The organism is Verrucomicrobiota bacterium, assembly GCA_027622555.1.
In the GTDB taxonomy this organism is placed as follows: domain Bacteria; phylum Verrucomicrobiota; class Verrucomicrobiia; order Opitutales; family UBA2995; genus UBA2995.
This window is the reverse complement of record JAQBYJ010000012.1, coordinates 25,367-43,217: the sequence shown is the minus strand read 5'-3', so window position 1 is coordinate 43,217 and position 17,851 is coordinate 25,367. Positions and strand designations below refer to the sequence as shown.

16 protein-coding genes and 1 tRNA gene are annotated in these 17,851 nt (G+C 48.6%); 4 read left to right on the top strand and 13 right to left on the bottom strand.

The features are described 5' to 3' along the window. Nucleotides 1–28: 28 nt before the first annotated feature. Together O3C43_05240 and O3C43_05235 are read right to left on the bottom strand one after the other, a co-directional pair. A complete protein-coding gene (locus O3C43_05240) occupies nucleotides 29–1,366 on the bottom strand; it encodes a DUF1080 domain-containing protein (GenBank protein MDA1065887.1) in 1,338 nt (445 codons plus the stop codon). A gap of 19 nt (nucleotides 1,367–1,385) precedes the next feature. Then, entirely contained in the window at nucleotides 1,386–2,939 is a 1,554-nt protein-coding gene (locus tag O3C43_05235; GenBank protein MDA1065886.1) for a sulfatase, read from the bottom strand. A gap of 199 nt (nucleotides 2,940–3,138) precedes the next feature. Here O3C43_05235 and O3C43_05230 point away from each other — a divergent pair, with 199 nt between their 5' ends. Together O3C43_05230 and O3C43_05225 are read left to right on the top strand one after the other, a co-directional pair. Next, complete coding sequence (locus O3C43_05230; protein MDA1065885.1) at nucleotides 3,139–4,902, top strand: sulfatase-like hydrolase/transferase; 1,764 nt, start codon at nucleotides 3,139–3,141, stop codon at nucleotides 4,900–4,902. 92 nt (nucleotides 4,903–4,994) lie between these two features. Next, nucleotides 4,995–6,092 (top strand): peptidase, encoded by a 1,098-nt coding sequence (locus O3C43_05225; GenBank protein MDA1065884.1) that lies wholly within the window; start codon nucleotides 4,995–4,997, stop codon nucleotides 6,090–6,092. Nucleotides 6,093–6,131: 39 nt separating this feature from the next. On the opposite strand, the gene O3C43_05220 is transcribed toward O3C43_05225, so the two are convergent. The 5 genes from O3C43_05220 to O3C43_05200 form a co-directional block, all read right to left on the bottom strand. Continuing rightward, on the bottom strand, nucleotides 6,132–6,530 hold the full coding sequence (locus tag O3C43_05220) for a VOC family protein (GenBank protein MDA1065883.1): 399 nt from the start codon (nucleotides 6,528–6,530) through the stop codon (nucleotides 6,132–6,134). A gap of 27 nt (nucleotides 6,531–6,557) precedes the next feature. Continuing rightward, the gene (locus O3C43_05215) at nucleotides 6,558–7,544 is read right to left on the bottom strand and encodes a 6-bladed beta-propeller (GenBank protein ID MDA1065882.1); all 987 of its coding nucleotides are present in this window, start codon (nucleotides 7,542–7,544) and stop codon (nucleotides 6,558–6,560) included. A 29-nt stretch (nucleotides 7,545–7,573) separates the two neighbouring features. Continuing rightward, nucleotides 7,574–8,305, bottom strand: coding sequence for an alpha/beta fold hydrolase (locus tag O3C43_05210; protein ID MDA1065881.1), 732 nt, complete (start codon nucleotides 8,303–8,305; stop codon nucleotides 7,574–7,576). A 140-nt stretch (nucleotides 8,306–8,445) separates the two neighbouring features. Continuing rightward, entirely contained in the window at nucleotides 8,446–9,345 is a 900-nt protein-coding gene (locus O3C43_05205; GenBank protein ID MDA1065880.1) for an NAD(P)-dependent oxidoreductase, read from the bottom strand. 168 nt (nucleotides 9,346–9,513) lie between these two features. Continuing rightward, on the bottom strand, nucleotides 9,514–9,951 hold the full coding sequence (locus O3C43_05200) for a DUF5069 domain-containing protein (GenBank protein ID MDA1065879.1): 438 nt from the start codon (nucleotides 9,949–9,951) through the stop codon (nucleotides 9,514–9,516). A 218-nt stretch (nucleotides 9,952–10,169) separates the two neighbouring features. Between O3C43_05200 and O3C43_05195 the strand changes: the two genes are divergently transcribed. Then, on the top strand, nucleotides 10,170–11,756 hold the full coding sequence (locus tag O3C43_05195; GenBank protein ID MDA1065878.1) for an arylsulfatase: 1,587 nt from the start codon (nucleotides 10,170–10,172) through the stop codon (nucleotides 11,754–11,756). Between the two features lie 27 nt (nucleotides 11,757–11,783). On the opposite strand, the gene O3C43_05190 is transcribed toward O3C43_05195, so the two are convergent. After that, a tRNA-Ile gene (locus tag O3C43_05190) sits at nucleotides 11,784–11,860 on the bottom strand. Between the two features lie 203 nt (nucleotides 11,861–12,063). On the opposite strand from O3C43_05190, the gene folE2 reads away from it, so the two are divergent. Continuing rightward, nucleotides 12,064–13,020, top strand: a complete 957-nt coding sequence (gene folE2 / locus O3C43_05185) for a GTP cyclohydrolase FolE2 (GenBank protein ID MDA1065877.1) — start codon at nucleotides 12,064–12,066, stop codon at nucleotides 13,018–13,020. A 141-nt stretch (nucleotides 13,021–13,161) separates the two neighbouring features. Here folE2 and atpC read toward each other — a convergent pair whose 3' ends face one another. Genes atpC through O3C43_05160 form a run of 5 tightly spaced genes read right to left on the bottom strand, consistent with a single transcriptional unit; the run spans nucleotide 13,162 to nucleotide 17,851 of the window. Then, on the bottom strand, nucleotides 13,162–13,575 hold the full coding sequence (atpC, locus tag O3C43_05180) for an ATP synthase F1 subunit epsilon (GenBank protein ID MDA1065876.1): 414 nt from the start codon (nucleotides 13,573–13,575) through the stop codon (nucleotides 13,162–13,164). Nucleotides 13,576–13,577: 2 nt separating this feature from the next. After that, nucleotides 13,578–15,002 carry a F0F1 ATP synthase subunit beta gene (atpD, locus tag O3C43_05175; protein ID MDA1065875.1) on the bottom strand — a complete coding sequence of 475 codons (1,425 nt, stop codon included), beginning with the start codon at nucleotides 15,000–15,002 and terminating at the stop codon, nucleotides 13,578–13,580. A gap of 21 nt (nucleotides 15,003–15,023) precedes the next feature. Further along, the gene (gene atpG, locus O3C43_05170) at nucleotides 15,024–15,887 is read right to left on the bottom strand and encodes an ATP synthase F1 subunit gamma (protein ID MDA1065874.1); all 864 of its coding nucleotides are present in this window, start codon (nucleotides 15,885–15,887) and stop codon (nucleotides 15,024–15,026) included. 8 nt (nucleotides 15,888–15,895) lie between these two features. Then, the gene (gene atpA / locus O3C43_05165) at nucleotides 15,896–17,440 is read right to left on the bottom strand and encodes a F0F1 ATP synthase subunit alpha (GenBank protein ID MDA1065873.1); all 1,545 of its coding nucleotides are present in this window, start codon (nucleotides 17,438–17,440) and stop codon (nucleotides 15,896–15,898) included. Between the two features lie 15 nt (nucleotides 17,441–17,455). After that, nucleotides 17,456–17,851, bottom strand: coding sequence for a F0F1 ATP synthase subunit delta (locus O3C43_05160; GenBank protein ID MDA1065872.1), 396 nt, complete (start codon nucleotides 17,849–17,851; stop codon nucleotides 17,456–17,458).

Genomic DNA, 17,851 nt, shown 5'->3' with positions numbered 1-17,851 from the left:
AAAAAATTATCGGGGGATAAACCCCCTCCTACAGCTCCATTATCTCGATATTTCTAAACTCAGCCCCGTGGCTTTCGGCCTGAATAGAGATGGTTCCTTTTTCCAGGATCGTTCCATCATTCAGTTGAGGTTCGATATAGCGCAAAACCTCGTTGCCGTTGATGTAGTGGACGATTTCACCGGGCCCATTGACGTGAACCTCGATTTGCACCCATTCATCCCAGGGATACGTTTTTGAGGTGGAACTTGTGCAATGTTGTTCGCGGAGTTTTCCTTCGAATACTACGTGTGTTCCCGGGGTGCATAGATTTCCAGTGGTGCGTGTCGCTGGTGGATCGCCGCCGAGGATTTGCATTTCAATGCTATCTGGAAACTCCTGGTCTTTGGTCATGGATTCGGGGGTCTGACCATGCGCCATAATACCACTGTTACGAAGCGCCCAGCCAGGGCCACCGGCCAGCTGTTCTCCATAAAACCTGTATTCCATGCGGAAGCGGTAGTTGGAAAAAGTGCCGTTGTAGAAAATGTGTCCGAACTGTTTGTTGAATTTATCGAAAGCTTCGTAGCTGGTTTTGAGCAAACCGTTTTCAACGCGGAAAATGTTGCCAGGATTTTCTCCGAGATCGTAACCGGTGACTTTGATGGTCCAATCGTTCAAATCCTTTCCATTGAAAAGAGTTTTCCACGTTTTGCCCTCTGTATTCAACTCACGGATGCGGATATTTTTCCACGCAACGGAAAGGGTTCCAGCGGCTGCATCTTTTCGGTGCACTTGTAGGCCGATAAAACCTTCCTGGTGGTTTTCGTAAATATTGTTGTCGGTCAGATCCGAGACCTGCACTCCGTTTATCCAGGTTTGTATTCGAGGTCCATTGGCCACGATACGGTAATGATTCCAGTCATCGTTTTTGAAATGCGAGTGTTCAATGAGCTTGTCTTTGGGTGTCATCCATCCACCTGCCCGTTCGCCGTAAACATAGCCGGATTCGCCTGGAGATTTCTCAATTTCAACCTGAGGTCCGAAAATGCGCTCAATGGTTTTTCCGTCGGCCTCCTCCCAACGTGCTTTGGAGCGAATCTGAACGCCTGAGTTCATGGGATTGTTCAACTTCACATCGAATTCGAGTTCGAAGTCGGCATAGAGATCCCAGGTGCAGAGGAAGGTGTTATGTTCGGGACCGTTAAAGCCAACGATCGCGCCATCCTCAATTTTGTAGGAGGCTCCGCCACCCCGTATGGTCCAGCCATCAAAGTTCACCCCGTTGAAAAGGTCGCTCCATCCATTATCGGCTGAGGTGGAGGTTTCCACCTTGGAGCAGGAGATGGCAACAAGACAAACTAGCAGTGATATAATAAGATTCTTCATAATTAGTACAGGATAGAGATCAGTTGCCCGTGATTTCCCACCAGCCTTCTTTGGGTGACCAGTCAGGGTTGAGCACTTCAGCGTGTTCTTTTTCCAATGCGGGTTTATCAACGAGACGGGTCTTCTTTCGTTCTGCCTCAAAGAGTTGGCTGCTGAAGTTCGGGTTCTCGGTGGGAAATTTAGCATCCACCGCCACGGTCCAAGCGAGGAGTTTATCCAACATGGCTTTTTCCAAGCCGGGATAGTTTCCGGCCAAATCTACGTGCTCTCCTGGATCGGTGACCAGGTTGTAGAGTTCGATGTGTTTGTCTTCATGGTAGTAAATCAGCTTCCAGTCTCCTTCGCGAATGACAGTGGAAGGATCACCCCTTTGGTTGCTGTAGTGCGGATAATGCCAGAAAAGCGGACGGTCCTTGATGGATTTACCCAAGAGTAATGGTTTCAAACTCACACCATCCATGTGTTGTTCAGGAATAAGCGGTAGTCCGGTCAGATCCAGGAGTGTCGGAAAGAAGTCGGTACCGGTAACCGGAGTATCAACATTGGTCCCGTTGATGGGACTTCCTGCCCACTTGATGTAATAGGGTTCGCGAATGCCCCCTTCCCATTGGCGTCCTTTGCCGCCGCGATAAGGAAGATTGGAAGTCGCCTTTCCATCGCCAGCTGAAACGCCACCGTTATCTGAAGTAAAAACAACGATGGTGTTATCCATGAGACCAAGTTCATCCAGTGTATTCAAAACTTGGCCAATAGCGGTATCCATGGCTTCGACCATTCCACCGTAAACCGGATGATCCTGAACCTGGCGAACGGGCGAAGTGCGATCGATTAGGAATCGTTCAGTTGGCTTTGGCTGTGCGGATGCTTTGTCCCTGTACTTCTTCCAAAGTGCTTCGGTTGTTTGGAGAGGTCCGTGCACCATATAAAAAGACAAGTAAGCCAGAAAGGGTTCGTCCTTGTGTTGGCGGATAAACTTTTCGGTTTCATCAGCGAGGCGGAAGGGCAAGTACTCTCCTTTAGGTCCGCTTTCCATACGCGGGTTGTCGTAGGGAGAGAAGTAGCCGCCCGGAGGTGATCCTTTGTGGTGACCCCCGACATTGATGTCGAAACCGTGGTCATCGGGGTGAGATCCCTCGCTCCCTAAGTGCCATTTCCCTGCAAAGAAGGTTGTGTAGCCAGCCGACTGAAAAGCCTCGGCCAGGGTGGTGTCTTTGTGGTCAAGATTGTGATTATAAATTGCAGGCAACAAAGGAGTATTTCGATTCCATTGCTCACCCATAGCCGCACCGATCCAGTCTGTTATATCCAATCGCGCTGGATACTTACCCGTCATGATGCTGGCACGTGAAGGACTGCAAACCTGACAGGTGGCATAGCCGTTGGTGAAACGGACACCTTCGTTGGCTATGCGATCGATATTTGGGCTTTCGTAAAAGGTGCTGCCCTCAACGCTTAGATCCCGCCAACCCATATCGTCGGCTAAAATGAACAACACGTTCGGGCGTTGGTTTTTCTGTGCCGACAAAAAGGATGCAATTGAAACGAAGAGTAAAACTAAGCTAAATTTTTTCATAGGGTAATACGGCAGTGAACCTGGGTTTAGAACAAGGTTCAAGTGGGATCTTGTTTGAGTATTAAAACTGTAGGAGGGGGTTTATCCCCCGATTGTATTTCAAGCTTTCGAACAATCGGGGGATAAACCCCCTCCTACAGCTCGCTGAATCGCATTGCCCACTTGCCAACTGAGGTGTGATTTCTATTTTCATTCCCCTATGCTCAAGAAAGTACTCACCCTAAGTCTGCTCGTCCTCGCCGGCTCCGCTTTATTCGCCAAAGAATCACCGCCCAATATTCTGGTTATTTTAACCGATGATCAGGGCTGGGGAGATCTGAGTGTGTATGGCAATACGAACCTCAGCACACCGAACATAGATCGGCTGTCAGCCCAGGGTGCTTCATTTGACCGTTTTTATGTGTGCCCCGTTTGTTCACCGACACGGGCGGAGTTTTTGACAGGTCGTTACCATCCTCGAAGTGGTGTGTTTAGCACCAGCGCAGGAGGTGAGCGCATGGACCTGGGTGAACAGACCATAGGTGAAGTTTTTCAAAACGGCGGGTATTCAACGGGTATGTTCGGGAAATGGCATAACGGCATGCAGCACCCTTATCATCCGAACAGCCGGGGCTTCGATGAGTTCTATGGATTTTGCTCTGGTCATTGGGGGCACTACTTCAGCCCTCCGATGGAACACAACGGGGAGATTGTGCGCGGAGAGGGTTTTATCATCGACGATCTTACGAACAAGGCGATGGCCTACATGGAGAGCCAGACCAAAGCTGGAAAGCCTTTCCTCACCTACCTTGCCTACAATACGCCCCACTCTCCCATGCAGGTCCCGGAGGAATTCTGGAAAAAGTTCGATGGCGCCGATTTGATCATGCGGAATCGGGATCCAGAAAAAGAGGACCTGCAACATACCCAAGCTGCATTGGCCATGTGTGAGAACATCGACTGGAATATCGGCCGTTTGGTTGAAAAACTCGATGCTCTCGGAATCGCTGAGAACACCATTGTTATTTATTTCACGGACAACGGCCCGAACGGTATCCGCTGGAATGGCGGCATGAAGGGTCGAAAAGGTGCCACGGACGAGGGTGGAGTCCGCTCGCCGCTTTTCGTGAAATGGCCGGCGAAAATCAAAGCAGGCAAAATGGTAAATTCCATTAGTTCGGTAACCGACCTGCTTCCCACTCTGGCGGATATGGCCGGGATAGAATATACTCCGGTCAAGCCACTCGACGGCCTTAGTTTGAAATCCACTTTGTTGGAAGATTTCAGTCCGGCTCCGGATCGCATGATTTTCTCCTATTGGAGTAAAAAGTTGAGCGTTCGAACGCAGCGCTTCCGCCTCGATAACACGGGAGAGCTTTATGACATCATAAATGATCCTGAGCAACGAACACCGGTATCTGATAAACATCCAAAAATTACCGAGACTCTGCGGGCTGCGGTTGCAGAATGGGAAGTGGATGTGCTTTCCCAATTGTATGAGCAGGAGCGTCCCTTTGTCATCTGTCACCCGGATGCGCCGATGACGCAACTCCCCGCGAGGGACGGTATTGAGCACGGGACGATCAAGCGCTCCAACAGGTTTCCCAACAGCTCTTACTTCCTTAACTGGACGGATGAAGGAGATTCCATTACTTGGGACGTGCAGGTCGCCGTGGCCGGGAAGTATGAAGTTACCCTTTACTACGCTTGTCCGGCGAAAGATGTGGGAGCCACCATTGAGTTGCGCATGGGAGACTCGGTCCTTCGCAGCAAGATCACCGAACCTCACGATCCGCCCATCATAGGGGCAGCCGAAGACAAGGTGGTTCGCCAGGAATCTTACGAAAAAGATTTTAAGCCGGTGAAGATAGGAACGATTGATCTTCCTCAAGGCGACGGAGTTATCAGCTTAACCGCGCCAGAGATTCCCGGAAGCCAGGCACTCGAATTCAGATTGCTAACTTTGCGGCCAGTCGACTCGTAGATGTTCAGCTGTTTTTATAAGTTTGCTCAACGTGCGCCAAGCTTCGAGTATTTAAACGGTTTCGAATCACTCAATATTTCATCAATCAAATTATGGATACCCCAGACAAAAAACTCTCCCGTCGTTCTTTTATCAAGTCCACCGCCATTGCTTCGGCGGCAGTGACAGGTCCGCTGATTCTGAGTTCGTGTAATAAATCCGGCTCTAATCTTCCTCGTGTTGGAAGTGGCGAGCACACTTACGAAGTATATCATGATTGGGGGACAAACACCCTTCCGAGTGGCCACAATTATGGAGGAGCCACGCATGGAGTATCAGTTGATTCTAACGGACTGATTTACATCACTCACCATGGGGGACCGGATTCAATTTTCGTTTTCGATCCAGATGGAAAGTTTGTCAAATCGCTTGGCAGCTTTCATCAGGTAACGAGTGATAAGGGTGTCGTTGGAGGCAAAGGGCATGGCATTGATATTCGCAGGGAAGGTAATCGGGAATTCGCCTATCTTTCACCCAACGACTCGTCGCTCTTTTTCACAAAAATAACTCTCGATGGAGAAGTGGTCTGGCATAAAGGACAGGAAGCGATACACGAAGCGAGCGACAAACTTGGGGAAGGAATTAGGTTTCGGCCGACCAACGCTAGTTTCCGTCCAGACGGAGGTTACTATCTGGGTGATGGATATGGAAGTTTTTGGATTTTTGAGTATGACAAAAATGATAATTTTGTGCGAGCGATAGGAGGCAAAGGAGAAGCGGATGGCCAATTTACTACTCCGCATGGTCAATGGCTTGATGACCGTGACGGAACACCCAAGCTCGTTGTGGCTGACCGGTTCAACAAACGGCTTCAATGGTTTGGAATGGACGGAAAACACCTGAGGACTCAGGACGGATTTCTTTTTCCTGCAGATATCGATGTGCAAGGCGATCTCATGCTCGTGCCCGATTTGCATGCTCGGATCACAATTTTGGATAAGAACAACAACGCAATCGCTCAACTCGGCGATGACGAAGCTTGGCGAACCCAGGTGCTAGATAAAGAATTAGAAGTTCGTACGAAACCAGACCTATGGCAGCCTGGCAAATTTGTTCATCCTCACGATGCCTGTTTCGACAGCAAGGGGGACATCTTTGTTGTCGAATGGGTAGTGACAGGTCGTGTCAGTAAATTGGTAAAAGTGGGCTAGTCTACGACTACCCGGCGTCCGTCGTTCCCTTCTTTCGATTTAGATTTTTTCAAAAAAGGTTACTAAATTTCCGTAAGGATCCAGGACTGCAAACTCGCGAGTTCCCCACGGCTTGTTTGCGAGCTGGCCGTTTGGATGAATAATCCCCTTTGGTCGCAAGTCCTGATGAATTTCCTCAATTCCCTCAACCTCAATCCGGCAACTATGGGTTCCCGCGATGAAGGACTCTGTCCCGGAGACGATTGGTCTCTTTCCCATGCGGTCGCGCCAACTTTCGTCGGAGGATAACCATAGGTGGAGCGAGACTCTATCACATCTGAGCACCGCGTAGTCGAGATCCTGATGTGATACGTCAAAGCCGAGCGTCTCGTGGTAAAAAACCACTCCTTCTGCCATGTTGGTGACCGGCAGGGCTGGAACGGCAGATTTCATTATCATAGAAACAGGCCTTCTTTTATTTTCGAATTATTTGACGCGCACCAGCTTCATGATGCGACCGTCCACATTCCAATCTTGAACGTAGAGATTACCGACCTTGTCCCAGTAGGATCCGTGAGTGCCAGAAAAAATGCCTTCTTTCCAGTCTTCCTTTCTGACATTGTACCATTCGCTACCGCCTGCCCCTGGGTTGGCGTTGTACCCCAAAACGGATACCACCGTGTTGCTCTTATCGAGAATGGAGACGCGGCCTTCTAAACTTGGAACAGAAACATAGTCGCCTTGTATGGCCACCGACGTTGGCCAGCTGATTTTCGAGGCAGCTACTTCAATAAAGTTTCCGTCCAGATCGTAATGCAATAGTCTTCCAATGGGTTGGTGGTTGCGATCGCATATCAATAGACGATGTGGGCTGTATCGTTTATCCACTGTCATTCCGTGGGGAGTATTGAACTCCTTGAGACCATCGCCTTTCTTACCGAAGTGCTTCAGGTATTTTCCATTCTTATCGAACTTGAAAATGATACTGCTCCCGTAGCCATCGGACAAAAATATGTCCCCGTTGTCAGCAACGGTAATGGCTGTCGGCTTTATTACATCCAGGTCGAGTCCGGACTCTTTTGGAAATCCCAGGGTCGTGACAATTTGACCGTTGCTAGCTAAAAATTTTATACCAACCCCGCCCTTGTTCCGAGCTGCATAGATGTATTCAACGCCGTATTCTTCGCGAATTTCCATGTCGTGAATTTCGGCGTGTTGCTCATCAACAAATGAGCGAACCACTTTACCGTCTGGATTAAAGACGACCACTCCCTTGTTCGCGCTTGTGAATATGTTGCCGGCTTTGTCGATGACAATGGAACCGTGAGTAGGCCCGAGCTGAGATTTGCCGTTAGCATCGAGTCCCCATCCTGGAACCGTATCGAAGGTCAATATGCCGCTGCCTGTTCGCGCCGCGTTTATTGATCCTCCGAGAATCAATGCCGCTACAATAAGTCCGATGGTCTTCTTCATTTTATTTCCTCTATTCTATTTTAAGATGCTTAATCACATACGGCCTGTAGCCAATTTACTACGGCGTCTAACTGGGCCTTACGGTGGTCGCCACCAAAACTGTGATCCGCGCCCGCGATCATCACATGTTGCACACGATCACCCAGGCGCTCTTTAATATCAATGCTGTCTTGTGGTAAAACCACATCATCTTCAGTTCCGTGAATGAGGAGCCACGGCACCTTCACGTTCTCGGCTTCCTCGATAACCGTTCCAATGGTTTGGCAGAGATCGTCCATGAAGGCCTGGGATAGCGGACAACTTTCTTCCTCCCACATACAGCCTACGTTCGGGGTTTCTTCTCCGAACTCCGTAAGTGCAAACCGTTTTGTATTTACCATTCCAGCAAGGGAAACAAGGCGAAGAATTCTGTCATCCCTTGCAGCTGTTAACACTCCAATTGCGCCCCCCATGCTGTGACCGAGGTAGATGATTTTTTTATCCTCTACTGCCTTGATGACGGCCGTAAGGTCTCCGATTCCTTTTGAAACGCAGGAGTCTCGAAAATCGCCTTCTGATTCCCCGTTGCCGGAAAAGGAAAATGCAAGTGTCCTGAATCCCGCTCCATTGAGGGCTGCAGTTGTTTCAGCAACTACTGGGCGATCTTTGTTGCCGGTGACACCGTGACCTAGGATCACAATCCAATCGGAAAGGCTCTCCTCTCCTTCGAGATAAGTGAAATCGATTTTTTCTCCTAGATGATTCCTAATTTCGGTTACCATATCGTTTTTAGCGTTCGAAAGGGGTTCCTTCGGAATTCCCTATCTGGAAGTTTTACAAGGTGCCTGGAGATCTGCGCCGCTAACTGTGTCATAATTGGTCAAAATTTACCCTTTCGAAGGCGTTTGAGGCTAGAGGACGACTAAGACGTTCCCTTTCTTCCGGGAAATGTCAGTTCTGCGATTCCCGATTTGTCGTATTCACCTAACCCGAGTTCCATAAGTTTTTTGTATTGCTCGTAGGTAGCCGCGGCTAGTGGCAAGTTTAGAGATTGTTGGGCGGCCAGATCCAAAGCGATCTTCGAATCTTTGGCAGCGTGTTCGCAGGAGAAGTAACAATCGTGATCCCGCGCGAGCATGTCTTCTGCGTCGGTTTCGAGCACGCGTGAATTTGCTCCTGTCTGACTGAAAACCTTGCACAACATCTTGAGGTCCAACCCGAGTGACTGGCCGAGGCCTAATCCTTCGGCTAGGGCAGCTGTGTTGATATTCATTACCATGTTAACCAAGGCTTTAACTTCGGCTGCTTTTCCGGCCTCGCCGACATAGCTCAAGTCTTTGCTCATATCTGCAAGCATCGGCTTGATTGTGTTAAAAATGTCCTCACTCCCGCCGATCATGAGGTACAATTCGCCGTTTCTTGCCTGCGGAATGCTGGATGCCATACAGGCTTCAAGCGTCTGGGCTCCTACTTTCGCAGCTTCCGCCTCGAGCCTGCGGTGAATGTCGGGCGAGAGGGTCGCGCAATTTATGAAAAGCGTGCCTTCGGAATTCGTAAACAGATTATCCTCACCGAAGAAAATTGCCTCCATTGCCACGTCGTTTGTCACAACGGTAAATACGACATCTGAGGCAGCGGTAACCTCCGCTAAGGTTGAGGACGCAGTTGCGCCAATTTCTTCAGCCAGTTCCTTGGCTACTTCAGCATTGATGTCGTATACGGCGGACAAGGTATAGCCACAGTCTTTTAGTCGACGAGCCATGTTGGCGCCCATGCGACCTAATCCTACAAAACTTATGTTCTTATCTTTCATTGTTTTTATGGAGGTTCTTAGTTCTGATTTTGGATAGCTTCTTTAACTAAATTATTTGGAATGTGTAATGAAAAAAGAAAAATATTAGCACGACCGGTTTGCTTTGCTTTAAACTAAAAAAAATCCCGGATGCTCAGAACAGTCGGGATTTTTGTATTCCAAACATTTAAATCTTGTTCAGCCCAAAATCACTTCCTTATGAAAGCCTGTCCAGTCTTCCAAATTATTAAGGTTTGGGGCGTCGGCAATTGCTGCTGAATCGTCGAGTCCAGCTCCCGTGAGAATTGCGTTTCTTGTGTCATCATCGTGATGATAATGGGTCATTTGTCGATTGAGCTTTGAAATTTCTGAAACGTTGAGCGTACCATTTGCAGCAACCCATTTTTCACACTCGATGTAACTCGGCTTATTCTCCTTTATGAAAGCTCGGAAGTCTTCTGCACTGATATTTAGTGTGGCTAATACCATGCTATCAAATCCTCCACCAATACCTGGGTACTCGCTGTGTAATTGATTGGTTTGTTCAAGGGAAACCTTTTGCCATAAGCGAGGTAAGTGCATGATGCCAAGTGGCCCAGCCAAGCTTGAAGATATTAGTGGTATATAATTACTCATAATTTTTGTCCAATTTTTTGATTTAATAATTAACCTGAGTGAAACTCAAATTCACTGTACTGAAGATGAGAATGGACTGTTGCCACATCAAGTTTTTTCGCGGCTGTTTGTTTCACCGGAAAGGTCCAATAGCCAATAGCATGGAATCGTCGCAATGTCTGTTACACAAGAATTGATTTGAAGCCTTGGCGAATCATTGATGGTTTTAAGATCTTGTGATGCAACGAACCCTTATCTCGGTTTTCCTTGTTCTGGGCCTACTCTCCTCCCGGTTAACTGCTGAAAAGGCACCCAACATCATTCTCGTCCTGACAGATGACATGGGCTATTCCGATGCGGGATGCTTTGGCGGTGAGATCCAGACTCCCAATCTCGATAGTCTGGCGGAGAATGGGCTTCGATTCTCTCAAATGTACTCTACCGGTCGTTGCTGGCCCTCACGAGCAGTCCTCATGACCGGCTATTATGCTCAACAAGTGGGTATGGATCCGCGTCGCGGAACGGAATGGCCCAGCTGGAGTCGCCTGCTCCCGCTGCGGTTGAAGGAAAAAGGTTATCGCAGTTATCATGTTGGGAAATGGCACTTGAAAGGCATGCCGGCAGATCCCGAAGTGAGTGGCTTTGACCGCTCTTTCTACTTGGGCGATCAGGACCGGTTTTTTAGCCCTACCAAGGTTTTTTTAGACGACCAGCCACAACCGCGTGTTGAACGGGATACCGGTTTTTATTCCACGGTAGCGAAAGGAGACTACGCCATTCAATTTCTCCAGGAGCACGCAGACAAAACGACGGATCAACCCTTTTTTCTCTACCTTGCTTTTTTTGCACCTCACTTTCCCTTGCAGGCCTTGCCTGAGGACATTGAAAATTATCAGGATGTCTATTTGAAGGGCTGGGACGTAGTTCGGAAAGAACGCTGGGCCCGATTAACCTCTATGGGTCTTGTCAATTGTGGCTTGGCCGAGCGGCGGGAAGATGTATTTCCGCCTTGGAATAAATCTCAGGAGGAGCTGGTCGCGGAAATTCATCCTGGTGAAGTGGCCCTTGCCTTGCCGTGGGACACATTGACGGCGGAGCAAAAAGACTTTCAGGCGACCAAAATGGCTATACATGCTGCGATGATCGATCGGGTAGATCAGGAAATCGGACGCGTTATGAACCAGATCAAAGGCATGGGCGAGGAGGACAATACGGTATTCATCTTCGTTTCTGACAATGGAGCCAGTGGCGAGCTGATGAATCGCGGAGACATTCATGACCCATCTGCCCCACTCGGCTCGGCAGGATCTTATCTTTGCCTTGGTCCTGGCTGGTCCACGGCCGCGAATACCCCTTTGTCCTTCCACAAACATTGGAATCATGAAGGCGGCATCTCGTCCCCTATGGTGGTTCATTGGCCTCAAGGGATACAGGCGCGAGGTGAAATCCGTCACACATCGGCTCATTTTATCGATGTGGTGCCAACGATTCTGGATCTGGTCGGGGTTGAAGTAACCCCATCCGCTGAAGGTCCCGCCCTACCCGGTCGGAGCTTGGTTCCAGTATTCGGAGAGGACCAAAGTTGGGAAGATCGCTCTCTCTTCTGGGCTCATTCGGGAAATCAGGCACTGCGTAGGGGAGATTGGAAGGCAGTCCTGCGGCGCGACAATAATGATCGCTGGGAGCTTTACAAGATATCAGAGGACCGAGCCGAATTAAATGATCTCGCGACAGCTGAACCTAAAATACTCAACAACTTGGCTTCTACTTGGGAAGTTCTCAAAGCGCAGTACGACGCGGACTTTGAAGTTGGAGAGGCAAAATAATTACTCACTAAATCCAATAGCGAGGAATGGTGGGCCCACTCGGACTTGAACCGAGGACCAAGCGATTATGAGTCGCTTGCTCTAACCAACTGAGCTATGGGCCCAAAAATGAAGCGGTGATTGGAACGGATGCCGCTGGGCTAGTCAATCACGACCTCAGCTGAAATTGAGGTAATTTTTATCATCAAACTTCAGGATTAACCCCGAGAGGCTTCGTGCGATAATCCATTGACCAAATCGGTTTTACCCAGCAAGGTTTCCCGCTAATTTACGACCTAGCTGTCAACAGACAATGGATGAAACACCCATGAATAACTCATTTCCAGACTCACAATCGAAACCGAGCCGCGATTTCGACTCCTCGTTCGAATCGAGCGAGGATTATCGGGAATCACTACCAGATATACAAAACGCGCACCCTGACCATATTTCAGGCGCCAAGGTGGTTATCAACCAGGTCGGGATTTCCAATTTTAAACTTCCATTGAAGTTTGGCACTAAAAACGGCGAAATAATGCAGCTAGAAACTTCCGTTACCGGAACGGTTTCTTTGGAGAAGGACAACAAAGGTATCAATATGTCGCGTATTCTCCGTGTGTTTTATGATTACAAAGACGAGGTGTTTAACTGGGCGACTATTGAGGAAATTTTAAAAACCTACCTCGAACGGCTCAACAGTCGAGACGCCCGGGTGAAGCTACATTTTAATTATCCTATTGTTCAGGAAAGTCTGAGAAGTAAAATGGAAGGTTACCAATACTACCAGATTATGTGTGAAGGGCGATTGTCTGCTTCGGGGCGGATGCACCGTAATATCCAAATGGATTTTGTATACTCAAGCGCTTGTCCTTGTTCAGATAAATTGTCGGAGCATGCGCGTGAGGAACGTAACACCTATTCCATTCCGCATTCTCAGCGCAGTAAAGCCCGTGTTCTTGTAGAGCTCGCGGAAGGTTCAGACTTGAGTCTGGAAGATTTGCAAGAGCATTGCGCGAATGCACTTAAGACCGAAACGCAAGTAATGGTTCGACGCGAAGATGAACAGGCATTCGCCGAATTAAACGGGGCCTACATCAAGTTCGTGGAAGATGCGGCTCGTTTGGTTTATGAGGAACTGGATACGGTCGAGGAGATTGTTGATTTCCAAGTAGCTATCGCTCACTTGGAGTCATTGCATTCGCATGATGCGGTTGCAGTGATTACCAAAGGGATTCCTGATGGATTCAGCGGAGAGTTCGAAGACTTCCGGAATTTAATTTGTTAGGTATTCCTGGTTCCACGCGGGGGAATCGCGACATAAAGCCGCTCCTGCATTAAAAAGTTTTTGCCTGTTGGAACGCTATAACTCCAGATTCCGACGGAAGCAGCATCGCGAGAACGCAATAGCCCTATCAACGTTTAGGACTTACTTCCCTTTTTTCTTGGTGAGTTGCTGCACCAATGCAAAACGGATTTTGGCTTCGAGGGCCAATATTTCGTCTGGATCCATATCCTGACCTTCAGCGTCCTTTAATGCCTTCTCCGCTCTACGTTTTGCTTCTTCTACCGAGGCGAGGTCGATGTCTTCGATATCAATAGCCGCTTCGGTGAGAACTGATACGGTATCGCCAATGACTTCAGCAAAACCAATATCAACTGCGAGCAGATCGAGGGCACCGTCTTTTGTTACTGCGAGCTCACCTGCCATTAGTTCAGTAATTAATGGAATGTGCCCTGGCAATATTCCCACTTCACCAGAGGTGGTGGGCAACACTACTGAATCTACCGTTTCGCTGTAGACGGTTTTTTCGGGTGTTACGATCTCGAGTTTTATGGGCATAACTACGCGCTTGCTTCTGATGCTGCGATCACCTCTTCAATGGATCCCTTCATGTAGAAGTCATTTTCAGCAATGTGATCGAGCTCACCATCAAGGATCATTTTAAACCCTTTAACAGTATCTGCTGTGGAAACGTATTTTCCGGGGAAACCTGTGAAGACTTCAGCAACGTGGAAGGGCTGTGAAAGGAACTTTTGAATCTTACGTGCGCGGAATACGGCTTGTTTATCTTCCGGGCTCAATTCGTCCAATCCGAGAATGGCAATGATGTCCTGCAAGTCCTTGTAGCGTTGAAGTACGTTTTGAACTCCGCGTGCAACTTCGTAGTGCTCTTCGCCAATAACAGCGGGATTCAAGGCAGTGGATTGAGAATCCAGTGGTTCAACGGCAGGATAAATTCCGAGCTCAGCAATACGACGTTCCAAAACGATAGTTGAATCCAGGTGAGCAAAAGTGTTTGCCGGAGCAGGGTCTGTTAAATCATCGGCAGGAACATATACGGCCTGGAAGGAAGTAATAGAACCGTTCTTTGTGGAAGTAATACGTTCCTGAAGGATACCCATTTCCTGAGCCAGGGTTGGCTGGTAACCCACCGCAGATGGGGACCGTCCAAGAAGCGCGGATACTTCTGAACCCGCTTGAGAGAAACGGAAAATATTGTCCACGAAAAGAAGCACATCGAGGTTCTTCTCGTCACGGAAATACTCCGCCATGGAAAGTCCAGACAAAGCTACCCGCATACGAGCACCAGGAGGCTCATTCATTTGACCATAACACAGGGCAACTTTTGAGTTCGCCAGATTTTTCTGGTCGATAACACCAGCATCAGACATTTCGTGATACAGGTCATTTCCTTCACGCGAGCGCTCCCCTACTCCGCAAAATACCGAGTATCCGCCATACGCTTTAGCGATATTGTTAATGAGCTCCATGATTACCACGGTCTTTCCCACTCCAGCACCACCGAACGCACCAACTTTACCACCTTTGATAAATGGGCAGATCAAATCGATAACTTTGATACCGGTTTCGAGAATTTCAGCTTCGGTGCTCTGGTCGACGAGTGCGGGGGCTTGACGGTGAATCGGATAATACTTGTCCGCTTTCACTTCGCCCCTGCCATCTACCGCCGCTCCGGTCACGTCAAAGATACGTCCAAGGACGCCTTCTCCGACCGGAACAGAAATGGGTGCACCCGTATCGGTCACATCCATACCTCTTACAAGACCCTCGGTGGAAGACATTGCAACCGCGCGAACAACTCCGTCGCCCAAATGCTGTTGGATTTCAAGAATCAGACTATTGGATTCACCTCTTACAGTGTAGCTGATTTGCAGAGCCTGATAGATTTCGGGGACCTGACCTGGCTCAAATTTGACATCTACGACAGCGCCGATGACTTGAACTATTTTTCCTGTATTACTCATGGATGTGGTATTTTAAATTGATTAGCTATTCGAGGCTGTTGCTGCTGCGATTTCTAGAATTTCCTGGGTGATGGCTGCCTGACGTGCCTTGTTGTAATCGAGAGTTAGGCTATCCACCAAATTGTTTGCGTTATCCGTTGCAGATTTCATGGCGACCATTCGTGCACTGTGTTCAGAAGCTTTTGCTGCGCGAACCATGGAGAAAAATTGCCGACGTACGAACAAAGGAAGCAAATCGGTAAGAATTGTTTCCACATCCGGCTCGAAATTGAGTTCACGATCGTCAGTTTCTTCTGGTACGATTCCCAGAGATTTCAGGGCGTCTTCGATACTGGTAAGCGGCAATAGAGGAACCAGACGGGGCTCTTGCTTCAATGTATTGACAAAGCCTGAGTAAAGAACTTCGAGCGTATCAATGGTTCCGTCCAGGAAACACGAAATAGCATGTGCAATTACGGCTTTTACTTCCGGAAACGTCGTGTTGTCGGATACCGAAAAGTCCGCTACTAAATGCCGGCCACTACGACTGATGAATTGAGCAGCTTTGCGACCAACCGTGATATACTTAACAGACTGATCTTTCGAGGGAAGTTCTCTAAACAAATTTCCGTTTAAACCGCCGCACAATCCTTTGTCAGTACTGACCAGAATAATACCGCGATTGATAACTGTGCGCTCCTCCAGGAATGGGTGGGTAAATCCTAATATGCCACTGGCAACGGGCTTCATGATTCTCGCGAGAAGTTGGGCATAGGGTCTCCCTGCCAGGGCCGCATCCTGTGCACGCTTCATTTTCGAAGCTGCTACCAGCTGCATCGCTCTAGTGATCTGGGAGGTGTTTTTGACCGATTTTATTCGGCGCCTGATGTCGCGTAAATTAGCCATTTCGAAATTTAGCCAGCGTATCCAGATTTCCAGGATTCGATTGCTGATTTCAATTCAGCGAACAATTCGTCGGATAATTTCTTTTCGTTCCGAATACGAGTCAGAAGGGCAGCTTGAGCAGAAGTAAGATTCTCAACCAAGTTTTCGACTGCGTCCAAAACTCCATTCACTTCGATACTATCGAGGTATCCGTTTTGCACTGCCCACAGCAACGCTACTTGAACTTCAGCTGTTTTGGGAGAGAAAGCCGGCTGCTTAAATAACTCAACGGTGCGTGAACCGCGGTCTAGTTGTGCTTTGGTCTTGGCATCGAGGTCGGAACCGAACTGGGCGAATGCCTGGAGTTCACGAAACTGAGCCAGTTCCAACTTCACAGAACCTGCCACTTGCTTAATTGCTTTAATCTGAGCCGCTGATCCCACACGGGAAACGGATAGTCCTACCGAAATTGCCGGACGAATTCCCTGGTTGAACAAATCGGTTTCAAGGAAGATCTGACCGTCCGTGATAGAGATCACGTTGGTCGGGATATATGCTGATACATCTCCTGCTTGCGTTTCAATAATAGGAAGCGCGGTCAGGGATCCGTTTCCGTTATCTTTGTTCAAGCGCGCCGAACGTTCGAGCAGACGTGAGTGTAAGTAGAAAACATCACCAGGATACGCTTCACGACCCGAAGGACGTTTCAAAATCAAGGAAATCTGACGGTAAGCAACCGCTTGTTTGGAAAGATCGTCGTAAACAATAAGTGCATCCATACCGTTCTGCATGAACCACTCACCCATCGCACATCCGCCGTAGGGAGCCAGGTATTGGTTGGCAGGATTGTCAGCTGCTGGAGCGGTCACGATGATAGTGTACTCCATTGCGTCATTGTGTTCGAGAACACCAATGGTCCGGGCAATGTTTGAATTTTTCTGGCCGATCGCAACGTAGATGCTGTAGACAGGGCGGAAGTCTTCCGGAAAGGTACCATCTTCCAGCTTGTGCTGGTTGTTGATCTTCGCTTGGTTGATGATGGTATCAATGGCGATGGTGGTTTTCCCAGTCTGGCGATCGCCAATGATGAGCTCACGTTGACCGCGACCGATTGGAATCATCGCATCAATAGGCATAATACCCGTTTGGAGCGGCTGATCTACGGATTGACGAGGAATGATGCCGGGAGCAATTTTTTCCAACGGGTTAAACTCAGTAGTTTCAATGGGGCCCTTGCCATCTACAGGAATTCCGAGCGCGTCAACGACGCGGCCCAAAAGCGCTTTTCCAACCGGTACTGAAAGCAGGCGTCCAGTGGTGTTTACCTGGTCGCCTTCTTTCAATCGACTGGTGTCACCCAGAACAACGCAGCCGACTTCTTCCGCTTCAAGATTTAATGCGATGCCAGTCAGGCCACCGGGAAACTCGATCATTTCATTATACATGACCTCAGAGAGACCATCTACGATGGCAACTCCGTCGCCCACCCTTAGGATGGATCCGGTGTTCTTCTTGATGGTCGCCGTTTCGAGATTGGCGATTTCCTGTTCAATTTGTTCGATTATCGAGCTCATTAGAATTCTTGAAAATTAACGTACAGATTTGGCAAGGTTGTTCAGGCGGCCAGCTACGGACGCGTCAAATATATCATCACCAATGGAAATCCGGAATCCTGCAATGAGGGATTCGTTTTCCAACGTGGTCGTGGTGATGGGTCGATTGTAATTCTGGGTAAGGTGTTTCTCTATTGCGGTTATTGCTGCCTGGTCAATTTGTCCTGCATATTCAATAATTGCGCGGCTTCGATTAACGGCGTTCTTAATATAATAGAGGTAATGCTTTAACACCGTTTTCGGTTTGCGAGGAGGATGTTGTCTCAAGGTCACCAGAACGGCTTCCACTTTTTCGGATGAGACCAAGCCGTCCTCGAGAGAGAGGTCGGCCAGCTTTTTGGCGAAATGCTTGAGTATGGTTTCTTTATTCAC

Bases quoted from the DNA above. Each gene is read 5' to 3' on its own strand.
- O3C43_05225 (MDA1065884.1), top strand. From the start codon at position 4,995: ATGGATACCCCAGACAAAAAACTCTCCCGTCGTTCTTTTATCAAGTCC.
- O3C43_05235 (MDA1065886.1), bottom strand. From the start codon at position 2,939: ATGAAAAAATTTAGCTTAGTTTTACTCTTCGTTTCAATTGCATCCTTT.
- O3C43_05210 (MDA1065881.1), bottom strand. From the start codon at position 8,305: ATGGTAACCGAAATTAGGAATCATCTAGGAGAAAAAATCGATTTCACT.
- atpC (MDA1065876.1), bottom strand. From the start codon at position 13,575: ATGCCCATAAAACTCGAGATCGTAACACCCGAAAAAACCGTCTACAGC.
- O3C43_05230 (MDA1065885.1), top strand. From the start codon at position 3,139: ATGCTCAAGAAAGTACTCACCCTAAGTCTGCTCGTCCTCGCCGGCTCC.
- O3C43_05220 (MDA1065883.1), bottom strand. From the start codon at position 6,530: ATGATAATGAAATCTGCCGTTCCAGCCCTGCCGGTCACCAACATGGCA.
- atpD (MDA1065875.1), bottom strand. From the start codon at position 15,002: ATGAGTAATACAGGAAAAATAGTTCAAGTCATCGGCGCTGTCGTAGAT.
- O3C43_05200 (MDA1065879.1), bottom strand. From the start codon at position 9,951: ATGAGTAATTATATACCACTAATATCTTCAAGCTTGGCTGGGCCACTT.
- atpG (MDA1065874.1), bottom strand. From the start codon at position 15,887: ATGGCTAATTTACGCGACATCAGGCGCCGAATAAAATCGGTCAAAAAC.
- O3C43_05215 (MDA1065882.1), bottom strand. From the start codon at position 7,544: ATGAAGAAGACCATCGGACTTATTGTAGCGGCATTGATTCTCGGAGGA.
- O3C43_05240 (MDA1065887.1), bottom strand. From the start codon at position 1,366: ATGAAGAATCTTATTATATCACTGCTAGTTTGTCTTGTTGCCATCTCC.
- O3C43_05195 (MDA1065878.1), top strand. From the start codon at position 10,170: ATGCAACGAACCCTTATCTCGGTTTTCCTTGTTCTGGGCCTACTCTCC.
- folE2 (MDA1065877.1), top strand. From the start codon at position 12,064: ATGAATAACTCATTTCCAGACTCACAATCGAAACCGAGCCGCGATTTC.
- atpA (MDA1065873.1), bottom strand. From the start codon at position 17,440: ATGAGCTCGATAATCGAACAAATTGAACAGGAAATCGCCAATCTCGAA.